The sequence below is a fragment of the Arthrobacter sp. BI5 genome (genome assembly GCF_056680065.1).
In genome coordinates this window covers 425,784-443,373 of the sequence record NZ_CM155264.1, presented here as the reverse complement: position 1 = coordinate 443,373, position 17,590 = coordinate 425,784, and the positions used below count along the sequence as shown (strand labels likewise).

Annotated in this window: 16 protein-coding genes; 4 read left to right on the top strand and 12 right to left on the bottom strand. The window is 71.4% G+C overall.

Features of this window, described 5'->3' with window-relative positions; genetic code table 11:
* Window positions 1-39: 39 nt before the first annotated feature.
* Window positions 40-990, bottom strand: coding sequence for a polysaccharide deacetylase family protein (locus AC1MED_RS02130; protein WP_479785237.1), 951 nt, complete (start codon window positions 988-990; stop codon window positions 40-42).
* Between the two features lie 537 nt (window positions 991-1,527).
* Here AC1MED_RS02130 and AC1MED_RS02125 point away from each other — a divergent pair.
* Window positions 1,528-3,504, top strand: a complete 1,977-nt coding sequence (locus AC1MED_RS02125; RefSeq protein WP_479786745.1) for a heavy metal translocating P-type ATPase — start codon at window positions 1,528-1,530, stop codon at window positions 3,502-3,504.
* Here AC1MED_RS02125 and ppsA read toward each other — a convergent pair.
* The 7 genes from ppsA to AC1MED_RS02090 form a co-directional block, all read right to left on the bottom strand.
* On the bottom strand, window positions 3,452-5,887 hold the full coding sequence (ppsA, locus tag AC1MED_RS02120; RefSeq protein ID WP_479785236.1) for a phosphoenolpyruvate synthase: 2,436 nt from the start codon (window positions 5,885-5,887) through the stop codon (window positions 3,452-3,454). The two genes, AC1MED_RS02125 and ppsA, sit on opposite strands and share 53 nt — an antisense overlap.
* A gap of 82 nt (window positions 5,888-5,969) precedes the next feature.
* A complete protein-coding gene (locus tag AC1MED_RS02115) occupies window positions 5,970-8,651 on the bottom strand; it encodes a cation-translocating P-type ATPase (RefSeq protein WP_479785235.1) in 2,682 nt (893 codons plus the stop codon).
* A gap of 155 nt (window positions 8,652-8,806) precedes the next feature.
* Window positions 8,807-9,544 carry a glycosyltransferase family 2 protein gene (locus AC1MED_RS02110; protein ID WP_479786744.1) on the bottom strand — a complete coding sequence of 246 codons (738 nt, stop codon included), beginning with the start codon at window positions 9,542-9,544 and terminating at the stop codon, window positions 8,807-8,809.
* Between the two features lie 65 nt (window positions 9,545-9,609).
* Complete coding sequence (locus AC1MED_RS02105) at window positions 9,610-11,037, bottom strand: PIG-L family deacetylase (protein WP_479785234.1); 1,428 nt, start codon at window positions 11,035-11,037, stop codon at window positions 9,610-9,612.
* Window positions 11,031-12,116: an acyl-CoA dehydrogenase family protein gene (locus tag AC1MED_RS02100; RefSeq protein WP_479785233.1), complete on the bottom strand. Its 1,086-nt coding sequence runs from the start codon at window positions 12,114-12,116 to the stop codon at window positions 11,031-11,033. Before AC1MED_RS02100 ends, AC1MED_RS02105 begins: the two co-directional genes overlap by 7 nt.
* Window positions 12,117-12,277: 161 nt before the next feature.
* Entirely contained in the window at window positions 12,278-12,955 is a 678-nt protein-coding gene (locus tag AC1MED_RS02095; RefSeq protein WP_479785232.1) for an O-methyltransferase, read from the bottom strand.
* Window positions 12,956-13,028: 73 nt separating this feature from the next.
* Window positions 13,029-13,355, bottom strand: a complete 327-nt coding sequence (locus AC1MED_RS02090; RefSeq protein WP_479785231.1) for a thiamine-binding protein — start codon at window positions 13,353-13,355, stop codon at window positions 13,029-13,031.
* Window positions 13,356-13,477: 122 nt separating this feature from the next.
* Between AC1MED_RS02090 and AC1MED_RS02085 the strand changes: the two genes are divergently transcribed.
* The 3 genes from AC1MED_RS02085 (at window position 13,478) to AC1MED_RS02075 (ending at window position 15,565) form a co-directional block, all read left to right on the top strand.
* On the top strand, window positions 13,478-14,140 hold the full coding sequence (locus AC1MED_RS02085) for a TetR/AcrR family transcriptional regulator (RefSeq protein ID WP_479785230.1): 663 nt from the start codon (window positions 13,478-13,480) through the stop codon (window positions 14,138-14,140).
* 10 nt (window positions 14,141-14,150) lie between these two features.
* A complete protein-coding gene (locus AC1MED_RS02080) occupies window positions 14,151-14,567 on the top strand; it encodes a YkvA family protein (RefSeq protein WP_479785229.1) in 417 nt (138 codons plus the stop codon).
* 71 nt (window positions 14,568-14,638) lie between these two features.
* Window positions 14,639-15,565: an NADP-dependent oxidoreductase gene (locus AC1MED_RS02075; protein ID WP_479785228.1), complete on the top strand. Its 927-nt coding sequence runs from the start codon at window positions 14,639-14,641 to the stop codon at window positions 15,563-15,565.
* 20 nt (window positions 15,566-15,585) lie between these two features.
* Here AC1MED_RS02075 and AC1MED_RS02070 read toward each other — a convergent pair whose 3' ends face one another.
* The 4 genes from AC1MED_RS02070 to AC1MED_RS02055 all read right to left on the bottom strand — a co-directional run bounded on the left by AC1MED_RS02070 (window position 15,586) and on the right by AC1MED_RS02055 (window position 17,468).
* Window positions 15,586-15,885 carry a hypothetical protein gene (locus AC1MED_RS02070; protein WP_479785227.1) on the bottom strand — a complete coding sequence of 100 codons (300 nt, stop codon included), beginning with the start codon at window positions 15,883-15,885 and terminating at the stop codon, window positions 15,586-15,588.
* Window positions 15,886-15,952: 67 nt separating this feature from the next.
* Window positions 15,953-16,264: an AzlD domain-containing protein gene (locus AC1MED_RS02065; RefSeq protein WP_479785226.1), complete on the bottom strand. Its 312-nt coding sequence runs from the start codon at window positions 16,262-16,264 to the stop codon at window positions 15,953-15,955.
* Window positions 16,264-17,016: an AzlC family ABC transporter permease gene (locus tag AC1MED_RS02060; RefSeq protein ID WP_479785225.1), complete on the bottom strand. Its 753-nt coding sequence runs from the start codon at window positions 17,014-17,016 to the stop codon at window positions 16,264-16,266. The genes AC1MED_RS02065 and AC1MED_RS02060 overlap by 1 nt, the downstream gene beginning before the upstream one ends.
* Window positions 17,013-17,468 (bottom strand): DoxX family protein, encoded by a 456-nt coding sequence (locus AC1MED_RS02055; RefSeq protein WP_479785224.1) that lies wholly within the window; start codon window positions 17,466-17,468, stop codon window positions 17,013-17,015. The genes AC1MED_RS02060 and AC1MED_RS02055 overlap by 4 nt, the downstream gene beginning before the upstream one ends.
* Window positions 17,469-17,590: the final 122 nt, after the last annotated feature.

Genomic DNA, 17,590 nt, shown 5'->3' with positions numbered 1-17,590 from the left:
CGGAGCCGGCAACAGTGGCGCGCGGCCCGGCTGCGCCGCTCAGCCGAGGAGCGCATCGAGGGTGGTGAAGCCGTAGCCGGCCTGGCGGATCCGGTTGATCAGTTGCGGGAGCGCGTCGGCGTCCAGGGTGCTGCCGTCGTCCGGGTTGGAGCCGATGTGCATCAGGACGATCTCCCCGGGTTGCAGGCCGGCGAGGACACGGTCGGCGACGATCTGGGCGGTGACGCCGCCGCTGGTGCCCTTCCAGCCCAGGGTGTCGACCGTCCAGCGCACCGGCACGTAGCCCAGTGCGTTCACGGCCGCGATGGTCCGCGCGTCGCGTTCGCCGAAGGGGAAGCGGAACAGCGGGCGGGCGTCGGCTCCCCCGGCCGTGATCGCCGCCTGCGCAGCGGAGAGTTGCTGGGCGATCTGGGCATCGGAGAGGGTCGTGAAACCCGGGTGCGTCATCGAGTGGTTGCCCACCCGGTGGCCGGCGGCAACGATCGAGGCGACGCCCGCGGGGTTGGCGCTGGCCCAGTTGCCGGTGAGGAAGAAGGTGGCCCGGACCCCGGTGGCGCCGAGGGTGCGCAGAATGCTGGGCAGACCGGCCGAATTGGCCCCGGCGTCGAAAGTCAGGGCAACCGCACGGCCGGCATTCGGGATGATCTCGACGTCGGCTCCCCGGAGCGCCGCCGGGAACGGGGCCGGAGGTACAGGGGGCGGCGCCGGGGGCGGCGCTTGGGTCGTGACCGGCGGCGGGACCGGGGCGGCGCTCGACGGCGGGGCGGGCTTGGCGGTCGGCGTCGGGCTCGGCGTCGGGGTGGGCGTCGGCGTCGGAGTGGCCGTCCGCGGGGTTGCGGTGGAGGGGCTGGCAGCCGGAGCCGTCGACGGTGCGGCGGCCGGGCGTTCCCGGGAGAGAACCAGCGCCGTGACGACCGCGGCGGCCAGCAGCAGCACCGCGGCCGCCAGCGCAACCAGCCGGCGTCGTCCGCCAGCGAAGACCGACCACATGCTTCACCGTGGCACCACCGGCCCCGCGCGGGGTAGGGCTGAAAGACCCGCCGCGCGCCCGGACCATGCGCGAACGGACACTTGGGGCCCCACAAGCCCCCGCCGCAAGGGCCGCAAATGTACGTTCGGGCTCAGGGCAGCCAACCCACACCACGCGCGAACGGACACTTGGGGCCCCGCAAGCCCCACGCCGCAAGGGCCGCAAATGTACGTTCGGGCTCAGGGCAGCCAACCCACACCACGCGCGAACGGACACTTGAGGCCCCGCAAGCCCCACGCCGCAAGGGCCGCAAATGTACGTTCGGGCTCAGGGCAGCCAACCCACACCACGCGCGAACGGACACTTGGGGCCCCGCAAGCCCCACGCCGCAAGGGCCGCAAGTGTACGTTCGGGCTCAGGGTAGGGCCGCAAGTGTACGTTCGGCCCGGGGGCGGGGCGGGGTGGCGCAGTAGGATGCAAGTAGTCGCAGACGCCAGGTCTTGCGCGGAGGACGAGGCGGGACAACCGTGAAAATTGCGCTCCGGTATCCGCTGGTGATGGGCACGGTCGCCGCCCTCCTGGCGGTGGTGTTGCTGCTGGCCTCGGGCCAGGAAGGCATCGCGCGGATCGCGGCAAGCATTTACGCGCTGGCCGTGGCCGCCTACCTCGCCATCGGTATGGTCCGCCGGCTGCTCGGCGGCCAGTGGGGCATTGACATCCTGGCCGTCACCGCCATTGTCAGCACCGTACTGGTGGGCGAATTCATCGCCTCGATGATCATCGTGCTCATGATGGCCGGCGGCACCGCCCTCGAGGACTACGCCGCGGGCCGGGCCAAGAAGGAACTGACGTCCCTGCTGGAGCGCGTCCCTCAGACGGCCCACCGGGAACGCAACGGCAACTCCGCCAACGGCGGCTCGGGCACCGCCACCAACGCAGCAGGCACCACCGAAAGCACCACCGAAGGAGCCGCCGAAGCCACCACCGAAACCGCCACCCACGCGGGCGGCCAGCACGAGGATGTTGCCGCCACCGACGTCCGGATCGGTGACATCCTGCTGGTCAGGCCGGGTGAGGTGGTGCCGCTGGACGGCGTCCTGCTTTCCGAGTCCGGGACCTTCGACGAGTCCTCGCTCACCGGGGAGAGTCTTCCGGTGGAGCGGGTGGCCGGCGAGGGGCTGATGAGCGGCTCCCTCAACGGCGAAGCGGCGGTCCGGATGCAGGTGACGGCACGGATGGAGGATTCCCAGTACAGCCGCATCGTCGCGCTGGTCAAGGAAGCCGCGGACAGCAAGGCCCCGATGGTGCGGCTCGCCGACCGGTATGCCGTGCCGTTCACGGCCCTGGCCTACGTTCTCGGGGCGATCGGCTGGATCATCAGCGGCAGCCCGGTCCGGTTCGCAGAGGTGCTGGTGGTGGCCACGCCGTGCCCGCTGCTGATCGCCGCCCCCGTCGCCTTCCTGGGCGGCATGAGCCGTGCCGCGCGCGGCGGCATCATCGTCAAATACGCCGGTGTCCTGGAACAGCTGAGCCGGATCAAAACGGTGGCCTTCGACAAGACCGGCACCCTGACCTACGGCCGGCCCTCCCTGGTCGGCATCCGGACCGCGGGGTCCTTCACCGAGGACCAGGTCCTGGGGCTGGCAGCGTCCGCCGAACAATATTCCTCCCACGTCCTCGCCGCCTCGGTGATGGACGCGGCCCGGAGCCGCGGGTTGGTCTTCGAAACCGCCACGGAGGCCACCGAATTCGCCACGCACGGCGTCCGGGCCCGCTTCGACGGCCGGGACGTGGTCGTCGGCAAGCCCAATTTCGTGGCGGACTCGGCCGCCGGTGTCATGGAGACCGGGCTGGCCAGCGGCGAACTCGCCATCTACGTGGGCGTGGCCGGGGAGTTCGCCGGGGCCCTGGTGATGAGCGACCCCATCCGCAGGGAAACCCGCCGCACCGTGGCCGAGCTCCGGGAACTCGGCGCCACCCGGACCGTCATGCTGACCGGCGACGCCCTGGCCACCGCCGAGCACATCGCGGCAGCCGCCGGGCTGACCGATGTCCGGGCCGAGTGCCTGCCGCCGGACAAGGTCGAAGCCGTCCGGGCCCTCCCCGTCCGCCCGGTCATGATGGTGGGCGACGGCGTCAACGACGCCCCCGTCCTGGCCGTCGCCGACGTCGGGATCGCGATGGGCGCGCGGGGATCGACGGCGGCGGGTGAGTCCGCCGACGTCGTGATCATCCTCGATGACCTGTCCAAGGTGGCCTCGGCCGTGCGGATCGGCCAGCGCACCGTAAAGGTCGCGCTGCAGAGCATATGGATCGGGATCGCGCTGAGCGTGGCGCTGATGCTCGCCGCGGCCGCGGGCTACGTCCCGGCCATCGCCGGAGCCCTGTCCCAGGAGGTGGTGGATCTTGCCACCATCCTGAACGCGCTGCGCGCCCTGGGTTCCGGGCGGCCCGCGGTGCCCGGCGCAGCGGCCGGCGGGCCTAGCCCCCGGACGCCAGCTTCTCGGCTTCCGCGATCCGCGGGACGGTCCTGAGGTAGCTGTCCGGGTTCAGCGAGATCGAATCGATGCCCTCGCCCACCAGGAAGGCCGCGAACTCCGGGTGGTTGCTGGGGCCCTGCCCGCAGATGCCGATCTTGATCCCGGCCGCGTGCGCCTTCCGGATCGCCTCGCTGATCATCGCCATCACGGCCTCGTCGCGCTCATCGAACAGCGCCGCCAGCTGCGCCGAATCGCGGTCCACCCCCAGGACCAGCTGGGTCAGGTCGTTCGAGCCGATCGAGAAACCGTCAAAGCGGGTGGCGAACTTGTCGGCTAAGACCACGTTGGAGGGGATCTCGCACATCATGTATACCTGCAGGCCGTGCTCGCCGCGGACCAGGCCGTTCTCCGCCATCACCGCCAGGACCTTGTCCGCCTCCTGCGGGGTCCGGCAGAAGGGGATCATCACAATGATGTTGCTGAAACCGAGCTCCTCCCGGACCCGCTTCAGGGCCCGGCATTCGAGCGCGAACCCCTCCCGGTACCGCTCGTCGTAGTACCGCGAGGCACCACGGAACCCCAGCATGGGATTCTCCTCGGCCTCCTCGAAGGCTGAACCGCCCACCAGGTGCGCGTACTCGTTGGTTTTGAAGTCGCTGAGCCGCACAATGACCGGGTTCGGATGGTACGGCGCGGCGATCTTCGCGATGCCCAGTGCCAGGGTGTCCACGAAGTAGTCGCATGGATCGGCGTAGCCGCGCGTCAGCTCCCGGATCTGCGCCGCTTCCTGCGGGTCGGTAAGGCGTTCCGGATGGACCAGCGCCATCGGATGGACCCGGATCAGGGCGCTGATGATGAACTCCATCCGGGCCAGCCCGACGCCGTCCGCGGGCAGCCGCCACCACTGGAAGGCGGCCGCGGGGCTGGCGATGTTGACCATGACTTTGGTGCGCGTCGCCGGCAGCTCGCCGAGGTCCACGTCTTCGGTTTCGAACGCGAGGCTGCCGGCGTAGACGCGTCCCACATCGCCTTCGGCGCAGGAAATCGTCACGGCCTGGTTCTCCTCCAGCGCGGAGGTGGCGTTGCCGGTCCCGACGACGGCGGGCACCCCCAGTTCGCGGCTTACGATCGCCGCGTGGCTGGTGGGTCCGCCGCGGTCGGTGACGATCCCGGCCGCGCGCTTCATGATGGGGACCCAGTCCGGGTCGGTCATTTCGGTGACCAGGATGGCGCCGTCGCGGAACTTCTCGATGTCCGCGGCGCTCCGGATCACGCACGCCGTCCCCTGCGCGATCGAGTCGCCGATCGCGGACCCGGCCGCCAGCACCGGCCCGGTTTCCAGGAGGTGGTGGAGGGTGAACCGCGAGCCGGTCTTGAGCGACTGCACTGTCTCCGGCCGGGCCTGGACCATAAACAGCTCGCCGGTCTCGCCGTCGCGGGCCCATTCCATGTCCATCGGCCGGCCGTAGTGCTCCTCCACCGAGACGGCCCAGCGGGCCAGGGCGAGGATCTCGGCGTCGGCCAGGACGAAGGCCCGGCGCTCCGCTTCCGAGGTGTCCACGGTGCGGGTGCGGGCGTGGCCGCCGCGGCTGTAGACCATCTTCTGCGCCTTGGAGCCGAGGGTCTTTTCAATGATCGGGCTGATTCTTTCCGCCGGTCTTTCCGCCGGTCCTTCCGCCGGTCCCCCGGCGGCCGCAGTCTCGGTTAGGAGCGGTTTGAAGACCAGGTATTTGTCCGGGTTGATGGTGCCCTGCACCACAGTCTCGCCAAGGCCCCAGGCGGCGCTGATGACGGCAGCCCGGGGGAATCCGGAGTCCGTGTCGATCGAGAACATCACCCCGGAGGCGCCGACGTCGGAGCGCACCATCCGCTGGACCCCGATCGAGAGCGCGACGTCGAGGTGGTCGAAGCCCTTGACCTCCCGGTAGCTGATGGCCCGGTCGGTGAACAGCGAGGCGTAGCAGCGCCGGCAGGCGTCCATCAGTTCCCGCTCGCCGGCGACGTTCAAAAAGGTTTCCTGCTGGCCGGCGAAGCTGGCATCGGGCAGGTCCTCGGCCGTGGCGCTGCTTCGAACCGCGACGGAAAGCCGCTCCCGCCCGGCGCGCTGCCCCAGTTCGCCGTAGTGCGAGCGGATGGAGTCGGCGATGTCCGGCGGGAAATCGCTGGCCAGGAACAGTTCCCGGATGGCTTCGCCGGTTTCGCGCAGCGTGGCGTCCCCGGAGCGATAGGCGAGGATCCGCGAGCGCATGGCCGGTTCGATCCCATTCGCCGCGATGAAGGTCCGGTAGGCCGCGGCGGTGGTGGCGAAGCCGTCCGGGACCCGCACGCCCCGGGCCTTGAGGGACTGGATGAGTTCGCCCAGGGAGGCGTTTTTGCCGCCGACCTGGGGGACGTCGCCCATGCCGATTTCTTCAAACCACTTCACGTGTTCGGGCATGCCGGCGCTCCTTTGGGGCGTATGTCATCCATGGTCCGATCCTGCGGCCGCGGGGCGCGCATGGTCAGAGGCTTTCGACCTTTTAGGCGGCACGGCCGGACTGGCTGGCGGTGCCGGACCGCCGGTGCCGGGCCACCTTGTAGAGCCAGTCGGCGAGCAGGACCGCCGGAATGGCTGCCAGGGCAACCGCCAGTCCTCCGGGGGTCGGCGGGGCATGGCCCAGCAGGCCGGCGACCGGGCCGAGGAACAGGAAGACGGAGAGCAGCCCCAGCTCCGCCAGCACGGCCCAGAGCAGCAGCCGGTTGGTGAACCAGCCCAGCCGCCAGGGCGGGGAGGTGGCGCTGCGGCAGGCGAAGGCGTTGGCGAGCTGGGCCAGCACCACGGTGGTGAACGCGGCGCCGGAGCCCGCCATCAGCACATCCGACGGCGGCAGTGCGGCACCAGGGCTCCAGCCGGCGCCGAAGAGCACGGCGGTGTACGCCGTCATCTCCAGCAGCGCCTCCACCGGGCCCAGCAGACCGAAGACCCGGAACATCAGGGCGCGGTCCATCAGGTGCCGGCGTTCCGGCGGGCGTTTCAGGGCCCCCTTGCTGGGCGCCTCGCTGCCAAGGGCCAGGGCCGGCAACAGGTCGGTGCCGATGTCCAGGGCGAGGATCTGCAAAACGCTCAGCGCCAGCGGGAAACGCCCGCCGGACAGGGCCCAGAACACGAACGGGGTCAGTTCGGCGACGTTGTCCGTGAGGTGGTAGGTCAGGAAGCGGCGGATATTCGCGTAGGTGGCGCGGCCCTGCTCCACGGCCGCGATGATCGTCGCGAAGTCGTCGTCGAGCAGCACAAGGTCCGCCGCTTCGCGGGCCACGTCGGTGCCGCTCAGGCCCATGGCGACGCCGATGTCCGCCTGCTGCAGCGCCGGGCCGTCGTTGACGCCGTCGCCAGTCATGGCCACCACATGCCCGCGGTGCTGCAGCAGCCTGGCGACCCGGAGCTTTTGTTCGGGCGTCACCCGGCTGACGACGACGCCGTCGCGGTCCAGCAGCGCGGCCAGGACCTCGTCGTCCTCCGGCAGGGTGTGCCCCTCCAGCACCATTTCCGGGGAACCGATCAGGCCGGTCTCCCGGGCGATGGCCGCGGCGGTGAAGGCATGGTCGCCGGTGACCATGCCCACCTTGATACCGGCCTCGCGGGCTGCCTGCAGCGAGAGCCGGACCTCGGCGCGGGGCGGATCGTGCAGGCCGATCAGGCCCAGCAGCGTCAGCTCGGTCTCCACTTCGTCCGCCGTCGTGCTGTCCGGCACCGGCCCCGGCAGCGTTCGCTCGGCGACGGCGAGCACCCGGAGCCCGTGCGAGGCCATCTGGTCCACCATGCGCAGCGCGCCGTCAGTGCCGTCTGTGCCGCCGTCACCGCCGCTGCCGACACTGGCGGCGTCGTCGCGCCTGCATAAGGGAATCACGGACTCCGGCGCGCCCTTGACCAGGAGTTCAGTCCCGACGATGGCGGACTCCCGCAGCCGGCGGGGGTCGAAGGCGAAGCGGTGCGACGGCGCCGGCTCGGCCAGCCGTCTGCCGCGGCCGGCCAGCCGGGTGGCCAGCGCATCGATGGCGGCCTCCATCGGGTCGCCCTCGGCGATCCACTGGCCCTCGTGCAGCACCGCCCGGCCCACCGAGGCGGCGCGCGCGGCGGCGCTGAGCCGCTGCCCCGCCTGGAACGCCGCGGGCCCGGCGTCCACACCGTCCTCGCCGCTGACCTGCGCCTCCGGCCCGTAGCCTGGCCCGGTGATGCCAAGCAGCCCCGCGGGGGTCCAGACCTCGACGGCGTTCATCCGGTTCTGCGTGAGGGTTCCGGTCTTGTCGGTGCAGATGAAGGTGGTGGAGCCGAGCGTCTCCACCGCCTGCAGATTCCGCACCAGGGCGTTGCGGGCGGCCATCCGTTGGGCACCGATGGCGAGCGACAGGGTCACGGTGGGAAGCAGCCCCTCGGGCACCAGCGCCACGGCCACGCCGATCGCGAAGAGGAACGCGTCCCGCCAGGAGATGCCGACCAGCAGCGAGAGGATGAAGAACAGCGCGCCGATGCCCAGCGCGACGCCGGCGACGATCCGGACGATCCGCTGCAGCTCCAGCGCCAGCGGGCTCGGCGGCGCCTCGACCTTGCCGGTGAGCGAGGCGATCTCGGCGAGCCGGGTCTGTCCCCCGGTGCTGGCCACCAGGCCCTCCGCCGTGCCGATGACCAGGAAGGTCCCGCCGAACACGGTGTCCCCGGCCGCCTTGGTGACCGCCTCGCTTTCGCCGGTGAGCATCGATTCGTCCACCGTGCAGCCTGCGGCGAGCGCCAGCCGCAGGTCCGCGGGGACCCGGTCCCCGGCAACCAGCACGACGGCGTCACCGGGTACAAGCTCGGTGGTGTGCACCTTGATGACGCGGTTGTCCCGGCGCACCGAGACCATGGCGGGCAGCAGTTCCCGCAGCTTGGCGGCGGCGTGCTGGGCACGTTCCTGCTGGATGTAGGCGAACACGCCGTTCACCAGGATCACCACAACGATCGCGACGCCCAGCTGCGGCATCCCGGCGACGAACGCGAGGGCCGCCGCGGCCCAGAGCATGACGGCAAAAAAGTGGGTCAGCTCTGCCAGCAGCCGGCGCCAGCCCGGAACCGCGCGGACCTGGGGCAGCCGGTTCGGTCCGCTGCGTTCCAGCCGCCGGGCGGCCTCCGCCGAAGTGAGGCCGGAAATATCCTGCAGCGGCCCGGCGCCCGCGGCCGGGATCACCGCCCGCCGCCCGTCACGTGCAGCACCCAGCCCCGGCCCTGCCCAGGTCCCTCATGCCTCCGAGGATGCGCCGGCGCGGCTCGGCCGGTTAGGGCCAAAGGTCACCGCGGCGGGACTCAGCACTGAGGCTCAGCAACAGGACCCGGCAGCCGGGCTCAGCTGCCGGTGGCCGCCGGCGGCCGCTGCCGGCCCAGCGAGCGCAGGTAGGTCCCAAAACCCTGGGGCGCCCGTGCGTGGGTCCGGCCGGAGGTCAGCACCCGCATGCTGTCCGTGGCCAGGACGGTGAAGGCGAGGCTCCGCAGGCTCTGGACCAGGGTGCGGTCCTCGTGCGATTCCAGGTGCGAGAACCCGCCGGCGGCCAGGTAGGCGGAGGCCCGGACGCCGAAGTTGGCGCCGTAGATGTGCGGGTGGTTTTCCTCGAAGGGGTGGCGCTCCAGCCAGCGGCGCAGCAGCTCCGGGTCCATCCCGACGGGGTCCGGTTCCACCGAGCCCAGCACCGCGTCGGCCCCGGCTTCGGCGAATTCAAGCTGCCGCACCAGCCAGTTCACCGGTACCTGCGAATCGGCGTCGGTGTTGGCCAGCCAGGTCCGTCCCGGCCAGGGCAGCGGCGCGGACCGCTGGCCCGGGGCGCGCCGCTGCGGGCCGAGCACGGCGGCGCGGACGCCTGCCGCCCGGCTCGCGCCGGCGCTGCGCAGCCGGACAGGGAGCGCGCTGAAGCGCGGGTCGGCGTCGACGTACCCGGCGGTGATCGCCGCGGACTGGTCGGTGCAGCTGTCCAGGACCACCATCACCCGGACGGCGACGCCGGGGCGGCGGCGCTGCAGTTCGTCCGCGGCGCACTGCACCGCCCGCAGCGCCCGGTCGATGTGCTGGTCCTCGTTGTGGGCCGGCATGACCACCGCGACGGCGTCAATGCCCGGCCGGCGCTGCGGGCTCCGGGCCGCAGCGGCCGCGCCGCTCACCCCTGCGGCTCCGGGGCGCGGAGGATTTCCAGCACGAAGTCGCGCTCTCGGTAGAGCCCGGCGTCGGCCCAGCGAAGCTGCCGGCGCGCGGCGGCGTGGACGGTGTCACCGTCGAGCTCCCAGCCCTCGATCGGGTGCCGCCAGTGGCACAGCGCCAGCGTGCCGCCGGGCAGCAGCGCCGCTTCGACCCGTTCGAACAGGGCGGCCAGCTCCTCCGGACTGAGGTAATAGCCCACCTCCGACACCACGATCAGGTCGAAGGCGCCCTCCGGCCAGTCCTGCGGCACCGTGAGGTGGCGGGTCTGCGCGGCAGGCAGGTGCGCGAGCCGCCGGGCGGCGTGGGCCAGCGCCGCGCTGCTCGCGTCGACGGCCAGGAAGCTGCCGCAGCGTTCCGCGAGCTCCACGCTGAGGGTGCCGATCGAGCAGCCGATTTCGAGGCCGGCGCTGTAGCTGCGGCCGGGCAGCGCCGCGAGCGTCAGGGCCCGCTTGCGGTGTTCATACCAGCTGGTGGTGTACTGCCAGGGGTCCTCGCTGCGGGCGTGGACGGTGTCGAAGAGTCCCTCGGCGTCCGCCGCGGCGAAGCCCGCGCGGGCGCGTGCAGCGCCTGCTAGTGCACCGGCCCCCGGGCCGTCGGTTGGGCCGTTGGGCGGTACGGCCGGCCGTTGCCAGGCGAACGTTTCCCAGTGCCGGGAGAAGTGCTGCAGGAAGGGCGGCGGGAGCAGCACTTCATCGCCCGGCTGGTCGGAGAGCGCCTTTACCTGCGAGGTGTGCGCCGCCATGGCCTGCGCTTTCGCCTGCTCCTCGGCCGGGGTCAGCGGCAGCCGCAGCCAGGACTGCCAGGCCGGGTCCTCGGGGTTGGCCCAGAGCCAGTACCAGACCGGGTACTCCAGCAGCCCGTAGCCGGAGGAGGCGGCCGCCTCAGCCGCCGCGGCGCCCAGCGCATCGTGGTCCGTGTGGCCGTCGTTGCGGTAGGGCGCTACCAGGACAACCCGGTCCGCGGTCCGTCCGGTGGCAGCAGCGGCCTCGGTGATCGCGGCCAGGACCTGTTCCCGGTGCCCGGCGACCTGCCCGTCCGGCAGCCCAAGGTACCGCCAGCCGGCGTCCGGGACGAGCCGTCCGACTGCGCCGGCGAATTCGCGCAGCCGCAGGTCGGCAAGCTGTTCCGGTGTGGTGCTGGGCGAGTCGGGGTGCGAAGCCTCCCCTGCCGTGCACAGCAGCAGCCGCACGTCGGCGGCGAGGCCGTGCAGCCGGGCCATCAGCCCGCCGGCGCCCAGGGATTCGTCGTCGGGGTGGGCGGCCAGGACGATGAACGCCGTGCCGGCCAGCTCGCCGGCGTCGAGCGGGAGCTCCGGCAGGGCGGCGGCGCCGCTGCGCGCCCAGTCCTCTTCGGGCGTTCCGGCGTCGTGGTGGGTGAAGCTCACCATGGGTAGTCCCCCTTGAAGGCCAGTGCGCCGAGCTGGGCGTCGTCGCGCATGGCGTGGTGCTGGCGGATGTGGAGCGAGAGGTCGGCCATGCGCTTGCCGTAGCGCGCGTCGAAGGCCAGCGGGGCGGGCCCGAGGTTTTGGCTCACCAGCGCCTGGACGCGTTCGACGGCGGCGGCCACGCTGCCGCGGACGCGCAGCGCCTCGCTCCACGCGCCGGCTCCGGAGAGCTCGCCGGCGTCGATCCGGGCCGCGGTCCGGGCGAGGTACTGGGTGAGTCCGGTCAGGGTGCGGTCGATTTCGCCGAGGTGGGCGAGGGCGAGCTGGTCCGGTTCGCGGCCGCCGTCGGCCGCTTTCTGCAGGGAATCCACGTAGCTGCGGGCCACCGCGACGGCGCCGCCGAACCAGCAGGCGGCGACCCCCATGCCGCCCCAGGCGAAGCCGGGACGCTGGTAGTACCAGCCGGCCGGGCCGAGCGGGACGGCCGGCACGGCGTCGAAGTGTACGGTGCCGCTGGGGACCTCGCGCAGGCCCAGGCTGGTCCATTCCGGGTCGGCGAAGCTGACCCCGGCGGCGTGTAGGTCGACGGCGAACGCGGCGCGGCCGCCGCCGTCGTCCAGGTGCGCGGTGAGCACGGCGTGGTCCAGTTGAGCGGCGATGGAGCACCACGGTTTGGAGCCGTTCAGGACGACGCCGCCGCCGGCGCTTTTGGCTTCCAGCTTCAGCCCGGGAGCCTCGGCGGCGAAGACACCCCAGGTCCCGTCGAAGGAAACGCCGGTCGAACCCGGGACCGTGCCGGCCTGGGTGAGGATGGCGGCGGCGTCGAGGTGGGGTTCCAAGATCCGGCCCGCGGCGACGTCGACGGCGGTCACCGAGGCGAGGATCTCCCAGAGGTAGCCGGTCCGGCCTGCGCCCGGCTTGGGTGCGGTCCCGCCCAGGTCCTTGGCCAGGGCCAGCAGGGCCGGGACGTCACCGATGCCGGCCTCGGCGGCTTGCAGCAGCGGATTCAGCCCGGTCAAGTCGCCAGGCGTAGAGCTGATCCGCACGGCCTGGGGAGGGCGGGCTTCCTGGGTCGCGTTCATTGCCTGGTCCGTGTCCTTTGCGAAGTGCGCCTGGTGTTGTCCGTGCCTGCAGCTGCCGGCCGAAGCCGCCGCTGGGTAAATCTAAGCATACTTAGCACCTGGCCGGTCCTTGCCCACTGTCGTTGCCGGCCGGCCAGCAGCACTGCGCACACCATCCCGCACTAGAGCACGCGGGCGAGGGCGAAACCGTCCCAGCCCTTCGATCCCACGGTCTGGATCACGGTGGCGTCCAGCCGCGGATCCTCACCCATCATCTGCAGCGCCGCGACGATCCCCGGCGCGTTGACGGCGTCCAGGGCCGGTTCCAGCACTGCCCCTTCCCAGACCACGTTGTCCATCACCACCGTGGTACCGGGGCGGCCCAGCCGAATGGCCCAGTCCAGGTAGTGCGGGTTGTTTTCCTTGTCCGCGTCGATGAACACGAAGTCGAACGGCTCGGCGCCCTCGCCTTCCAGCGCGCGCAGCGTGTCCAGGGCGGCGCCCACCCGGATTTCCACCAGGTGGCCCAGTCCAGCCTGGTCGAGGTTGGCGCGGGCCACCTCGGCGTGCCTGGGCACGAATTCGCACGTGGTGAGCCGGCCGCCGTCGGACAGGCCCTGGGCCATCCAGATGGTGCTGAAGCCCGCCAGGGTGCCGATCTCCAGCACCCGCCGGGCTCCGGAGATCTGGACCAGCAGCTTCAGGAGCTTGCCGGCGTTGGGCGCAACCTCGATGGGCGGCATTCCCGCCGCCAGGGCGGCAGCCACCGCGTGCCGCAGCGAGTTGTCGGGCCGGACCACGACGCCGGAGAGGTACTCCTCGACGGCGATCCAGCGGGAGGTGGGCTGGTGCTCGATCATGCGGCCAGTCTTCCAGTTGCCCCCGCCCGACGGTAGGGCCGGGCTTCGGCGCCGCCGGCCACGGCAGAGGGCGCTAACCGCCCAGGGCTTGTTCCAACCGGTCCAGTTTGCCGGTCAGTTCGCCCGTGTAGCCGGGGCGGATGTCCGCCTTGATCACCAGGGAGACGCGGCTGCCGTAGCGGCCCACGGCTTCGGTGGCGCGCTTCACGACGTCGAACACCTCATCCCAGTCCCCCTCAATTGTGGTGAACATCGAGTCCGTGTGGTTCGGCAGGCCGGATTCGCGGACGATCCGCACCGCCTCGGCGACGGCGTGGTGGACCGACGCGTCGTCGGCTTCGGAACCGGCCGGGGCGTCTGCGGGGCGGCCTGAGGGTGCGACAGAAAATGCAAGCAACATGGCTCCAGTCTGCCACGCGGGCCGGGGCACGCCAGGGCCCGGAACGGCGGCCCAACACGTCACATATAGAAGTACCCGCCGGTAACAGGTTTCCTCCGCCTTCCCGTTGCTACCCTAAGCAAATGAACCGGGCAGTAGACCGCAGGCCGCTCCGTGCGGACGCCGCGCGGAACGTCAACAAGATCATTGCCGCGGCCCGCCAGTGCTTCCGCGAGCACGGCCCCGAAGTCCCGCTGCAGACCATCGCCGTCACCGCCGGAGTGGGCCCCGCCACGCTGTTCAGGAACTTTGCCGACAAAGAAGAACTCGTCCTCGCCGCCCTGCACCAACAGTTGAAGCTGCGGGTCAATCCGGTGATCGAGGAGGCCCTGGCCGGCAAGGACGCGGCGGAAGGCCTGTTCCGCATAGTCGACGCCCTGATGGGGGTTGCCAGCGACGAAGCCAACCTCCTCGGCGCGGTGGCGGGACGCCGCGGGGTGCTCACCGGGATCACCGGAGACCTGATCGAGTCCGTCGCCGTGCTGCTTGGCCGCGGGCAGGGCCAGGGCACGCTGCGCAGCGACATCTCGATGACGGACATGATTCGGCTGCTGGCCATGCTGATCGGCGTGGTGGACACGATGGAGGCCGGATCGAACGCGTGGCGCCGTCCGGTGGCACTGATGGAGGACGCCATCCGTGCCGAGCGGCCCGACCGTCCCCTGCCGCCCCAGTCGCTGGTGCCGGGGACGACGTACGGCACCGCATTCGGCGTCGGCTTCGGGTCTGCCTACGGTACCAAGTAGCGTTGGGCCCATGACCTGGGAAACCGCTGCCGGCGTACTCGGCGGCCTCTTGCTGCTGTATGCCGTGCTGCTGCTCCTCCTCTGGGGCTACGCACGGCGGCATCCCGAAACCGTCACCATGAAGGACGCCTTGCGTCTGCTCCCGGATCTGCTCCGGCTGATCCGCCGGTTGCTGGCCGACCGCACGGTCGCGGTGGGGGTGCGTGTCCGGCTGGGCCTGCTGCTGGCGTACCTGCTCTCCCCGATCGACCTGGTGCCGGACTTCCTGCCGGTCATCGGTTACGCGGACGACGTCGTGATCGTCGCCCTTGTGTTGCGGTCCGTGGTCGCCCGGGCGGGCGTGGAGGCGGTGGAGCGGAACTGGCCCGGCACCCCGGAGGGCCTGCAGCTCATCCTGAAGCTCGCAGGCCTCGGCACCGCCCGCTGAGGCTCCGCCGCCACCGGCCGTCCTGGACCGGGGTGCGGAATAGCGCCCCGGCGGCCGCTGTTATGGGCTGCATGAAGGCAATAACTTACAGCGAATACGGAAGTCCGGACGTCCTTGAGCTGACGGAGCAGCCGCTGCCGAAGGTCGGGCCGGGGATGGTCCTGGTCAAAGTCAAGGCGGTGTCGGTCAACCCGGTCGACTGGAAAATCATGGCCGGCTACCTTGACGCAGCCATGGATCTGCAGTTCCCGGCCATCCCCGGGTGGGACGTGGCCGGCATCGTCGAGTCGGTCGGCATCGATGCTCCGCATCTCCAGCCCGGCGAGGAAGTCATTTCCTACGGCCGCAAAGACTACGTCCACGGCGGAAGCTTCGCCGAATACATTGCCCTGCCGGAACGGCTCCTGGCCCGCAAGCCCGCGTCCCTCGGGTGGAACGAATCCGCCGGCCTTCCCCTGGCGGGATTGACTGCCTACCAGGTCCTCACCCGGCTGGGCCTCACAGCGGGTGAGACCCTGCTGATCCATGGCGGCGCCGGCGGCGTCGGGTCGCTGGGAATCCAGATCGCCGCGGCGCTCGGCGCCAGGGTCATCGCGACCGCCTCCGAAAAGAACCACGACTTCATCCGCTCCCTCGGGGCCGAGCCGGTCAGCTACGGAGAGGGGCTCGCGGAGCGGGTACGGGCCCTGCGCCCGGAAGGCGTCGACGTCGTCGCGGACTTCGTGGGCGGCAACCTCGAGGCCACCCTGGCGGTGCTGGCCGACGGCGGCCGCCACGCCTCCATCGCGGACAGCGAGGTAGAACAGCACGGCGGCACCTGGATGTGGGTGAACCCCGTTGGCGCCGAACTGCAGAAGCTCGCCGACCTGGTCGACGAGCGCAAGCTCCGGGTTGAGGTGGCGCAGACCTTCCCGCTGGCGCAGGCTGCCGATGCCTTCCGGCTCAACATGGAGGGCCATACCCGCGGCAAGATCGTCGTCACGGTCGACGGCGACTAGGGCCGCCTGATCCGGGGCGGTTAGCCGTCCGCGGGCTTGTCCTTGGCTTCGTGGAGGTCGGGCTTTTCCTTGGCTTCGTGCAGGTGGTGTGCCTCCTGGAGATGCTGCTGCAGCTTCTCCTCGGCCTCCCGGCGGCGGCGCGCCATCTCCCGCAGTTCCCGGGTCGACTCGGCCCCGGGGGACACAAAATGTTCGTGCGTCTTGGAATGGTGCGCCTTGCCGGCCGCTTCCGGGTTCACCGCTTCCGGATCATCCGGCTTCACCGCTTCCGGATCGTCCGGACCGGAGGCAGCGGCATTCGGCGCGTCATTGTCGCTCATGATCGAATGCTCGCACCGCCCGCCGGGCGGAACTAGGGGCTAAAGACCGTTCAGCGTCCGGCGGCCCTCAGTTCCAGCCGAGCAGCCGCAGCCCGGCCGCGGCGCCCGCCCCCGCCAGGACCACCACTAGGAACGGTGCCCGGAACCAGAGTGCGACGGCCGCCGCGGCGAGGGCGCCGAGCCGGGCGTCCAGCGCCAGCGACTGCCCGGACGCCACCGTATTCACGACGGTCAGGGAGGCCAGCAGGCCGATCGTCATGGTGCCGGCGATCCGGGACATCCGCGGATTGCGCAGCAGGCTGGCCGGCACCAGGTACCCCACCAGTTTCCAGGCGTAGGCCAGCACACAGGAGAGCAGGAGCCAGAACCAGAGCGTCACTATCCCTCCCCCGGGCCGCGGCCGGAACGGCGGGCAACCTCATGCTCCTCGGCGTACGGGTCGACGTCCGGTTCCAGTCCCTCGTCGCTGCGACCGTGGCTGAACCAGCCGACCACCGCCGCCACGAGCGCGGCGACCAGGATCGGCACCCCGGCCGGCACGAACGGCACGGCCAGGACGGTGGCTAAAGCGCAGACGACGGCGATCGCGACCGGTTCGCGGCCCTTGAGCCGCGGCCAGAGCAGGCCCAGAAACGCCGCCACCGCGGCGCCGTCGAGCCCCCACTGCTTCGGGTCTCCAAGGGCACTGCCGGCCAGCGCCCCCACCGCAGTGAACAGGTTCCACAGCACAAAGATGCCGATCCCCGCGGTCCAGAAGCCCCGGCGCTGCTCCGCCGGGTCGGTCTGGCCGGTGCTCGTGGCGGTCGATTCGTCGATGGTCACATGGGCGGCGGCGAACCGGCGCCAGCCCCGCGGCTGCAGCAGGGCGTTGAGCTGCATGCCGTAGATGCCGTTGCGCATGCCCAGCAGGGTAGCCGCGCTCATCGCCGCGACGCCGGAGCCGCCCCCGGCCACGACGCCGATGAAGGCGAACTGCGAGCCGCCGCTGAACAGCAGCAGGCTCAGCGCCATGGTCTGCCAGAAATCCAGCCCGGACGTCACGGACAGGGCCCCGAATGAGATGCCGTACAGTCCGGTGGCGATGCTGATGGACAGCCCGACGCGGACGGCCGGGGATTGCGTGAACTTCAACGGCGCGGCCCCTTCGGGACCGGCCTGCCCAGGCTCCACGCCCAGGCGATGAGCGGCGCCTGCAGCGGCAGGCGCAGGCTGTGGATGCGGCGTTGGGAGGGCGTTCCGTCGGGGCCGAACGCCGTGCGGAGCGCATCCAGGTGTCCGGCGAGGAAAGCGGTGAACATGCCGGTGACGCACGCGGCGGCCGCACGGCGGGTGGGCGGGAGCAGCAGCCCGACGGCGGCGCCGGCCTCCAGCAGCCCGCTCGCCGCCACCCATTCCTCGCGGGACAGCACGGCGAGCGGCCCGTTGCGCCGGATGCCGGAGTCATCACGGCAGAGGAAATCCGGGACCACCGGGGCGAAGAACCCGGGATCGCGGAAGTGTTTTGCCGCGCTGGCCAGCAGCAGTCCGCTCAGGGCGGCCGCGGAGAGTGTCTGGGTTGCCCGGGGGGACCAGCAAAAAGGCATGGAACCATGCAACCACAGCCGCGCGGTGCCCGGTAACCGGGGGGCGTAACCTGCGCCGCGGGCTGCGAACACGGGACTTTCCGCAGGGGTCCGGCGGCGGCGGCCCGGAGTACCTTGTTGAC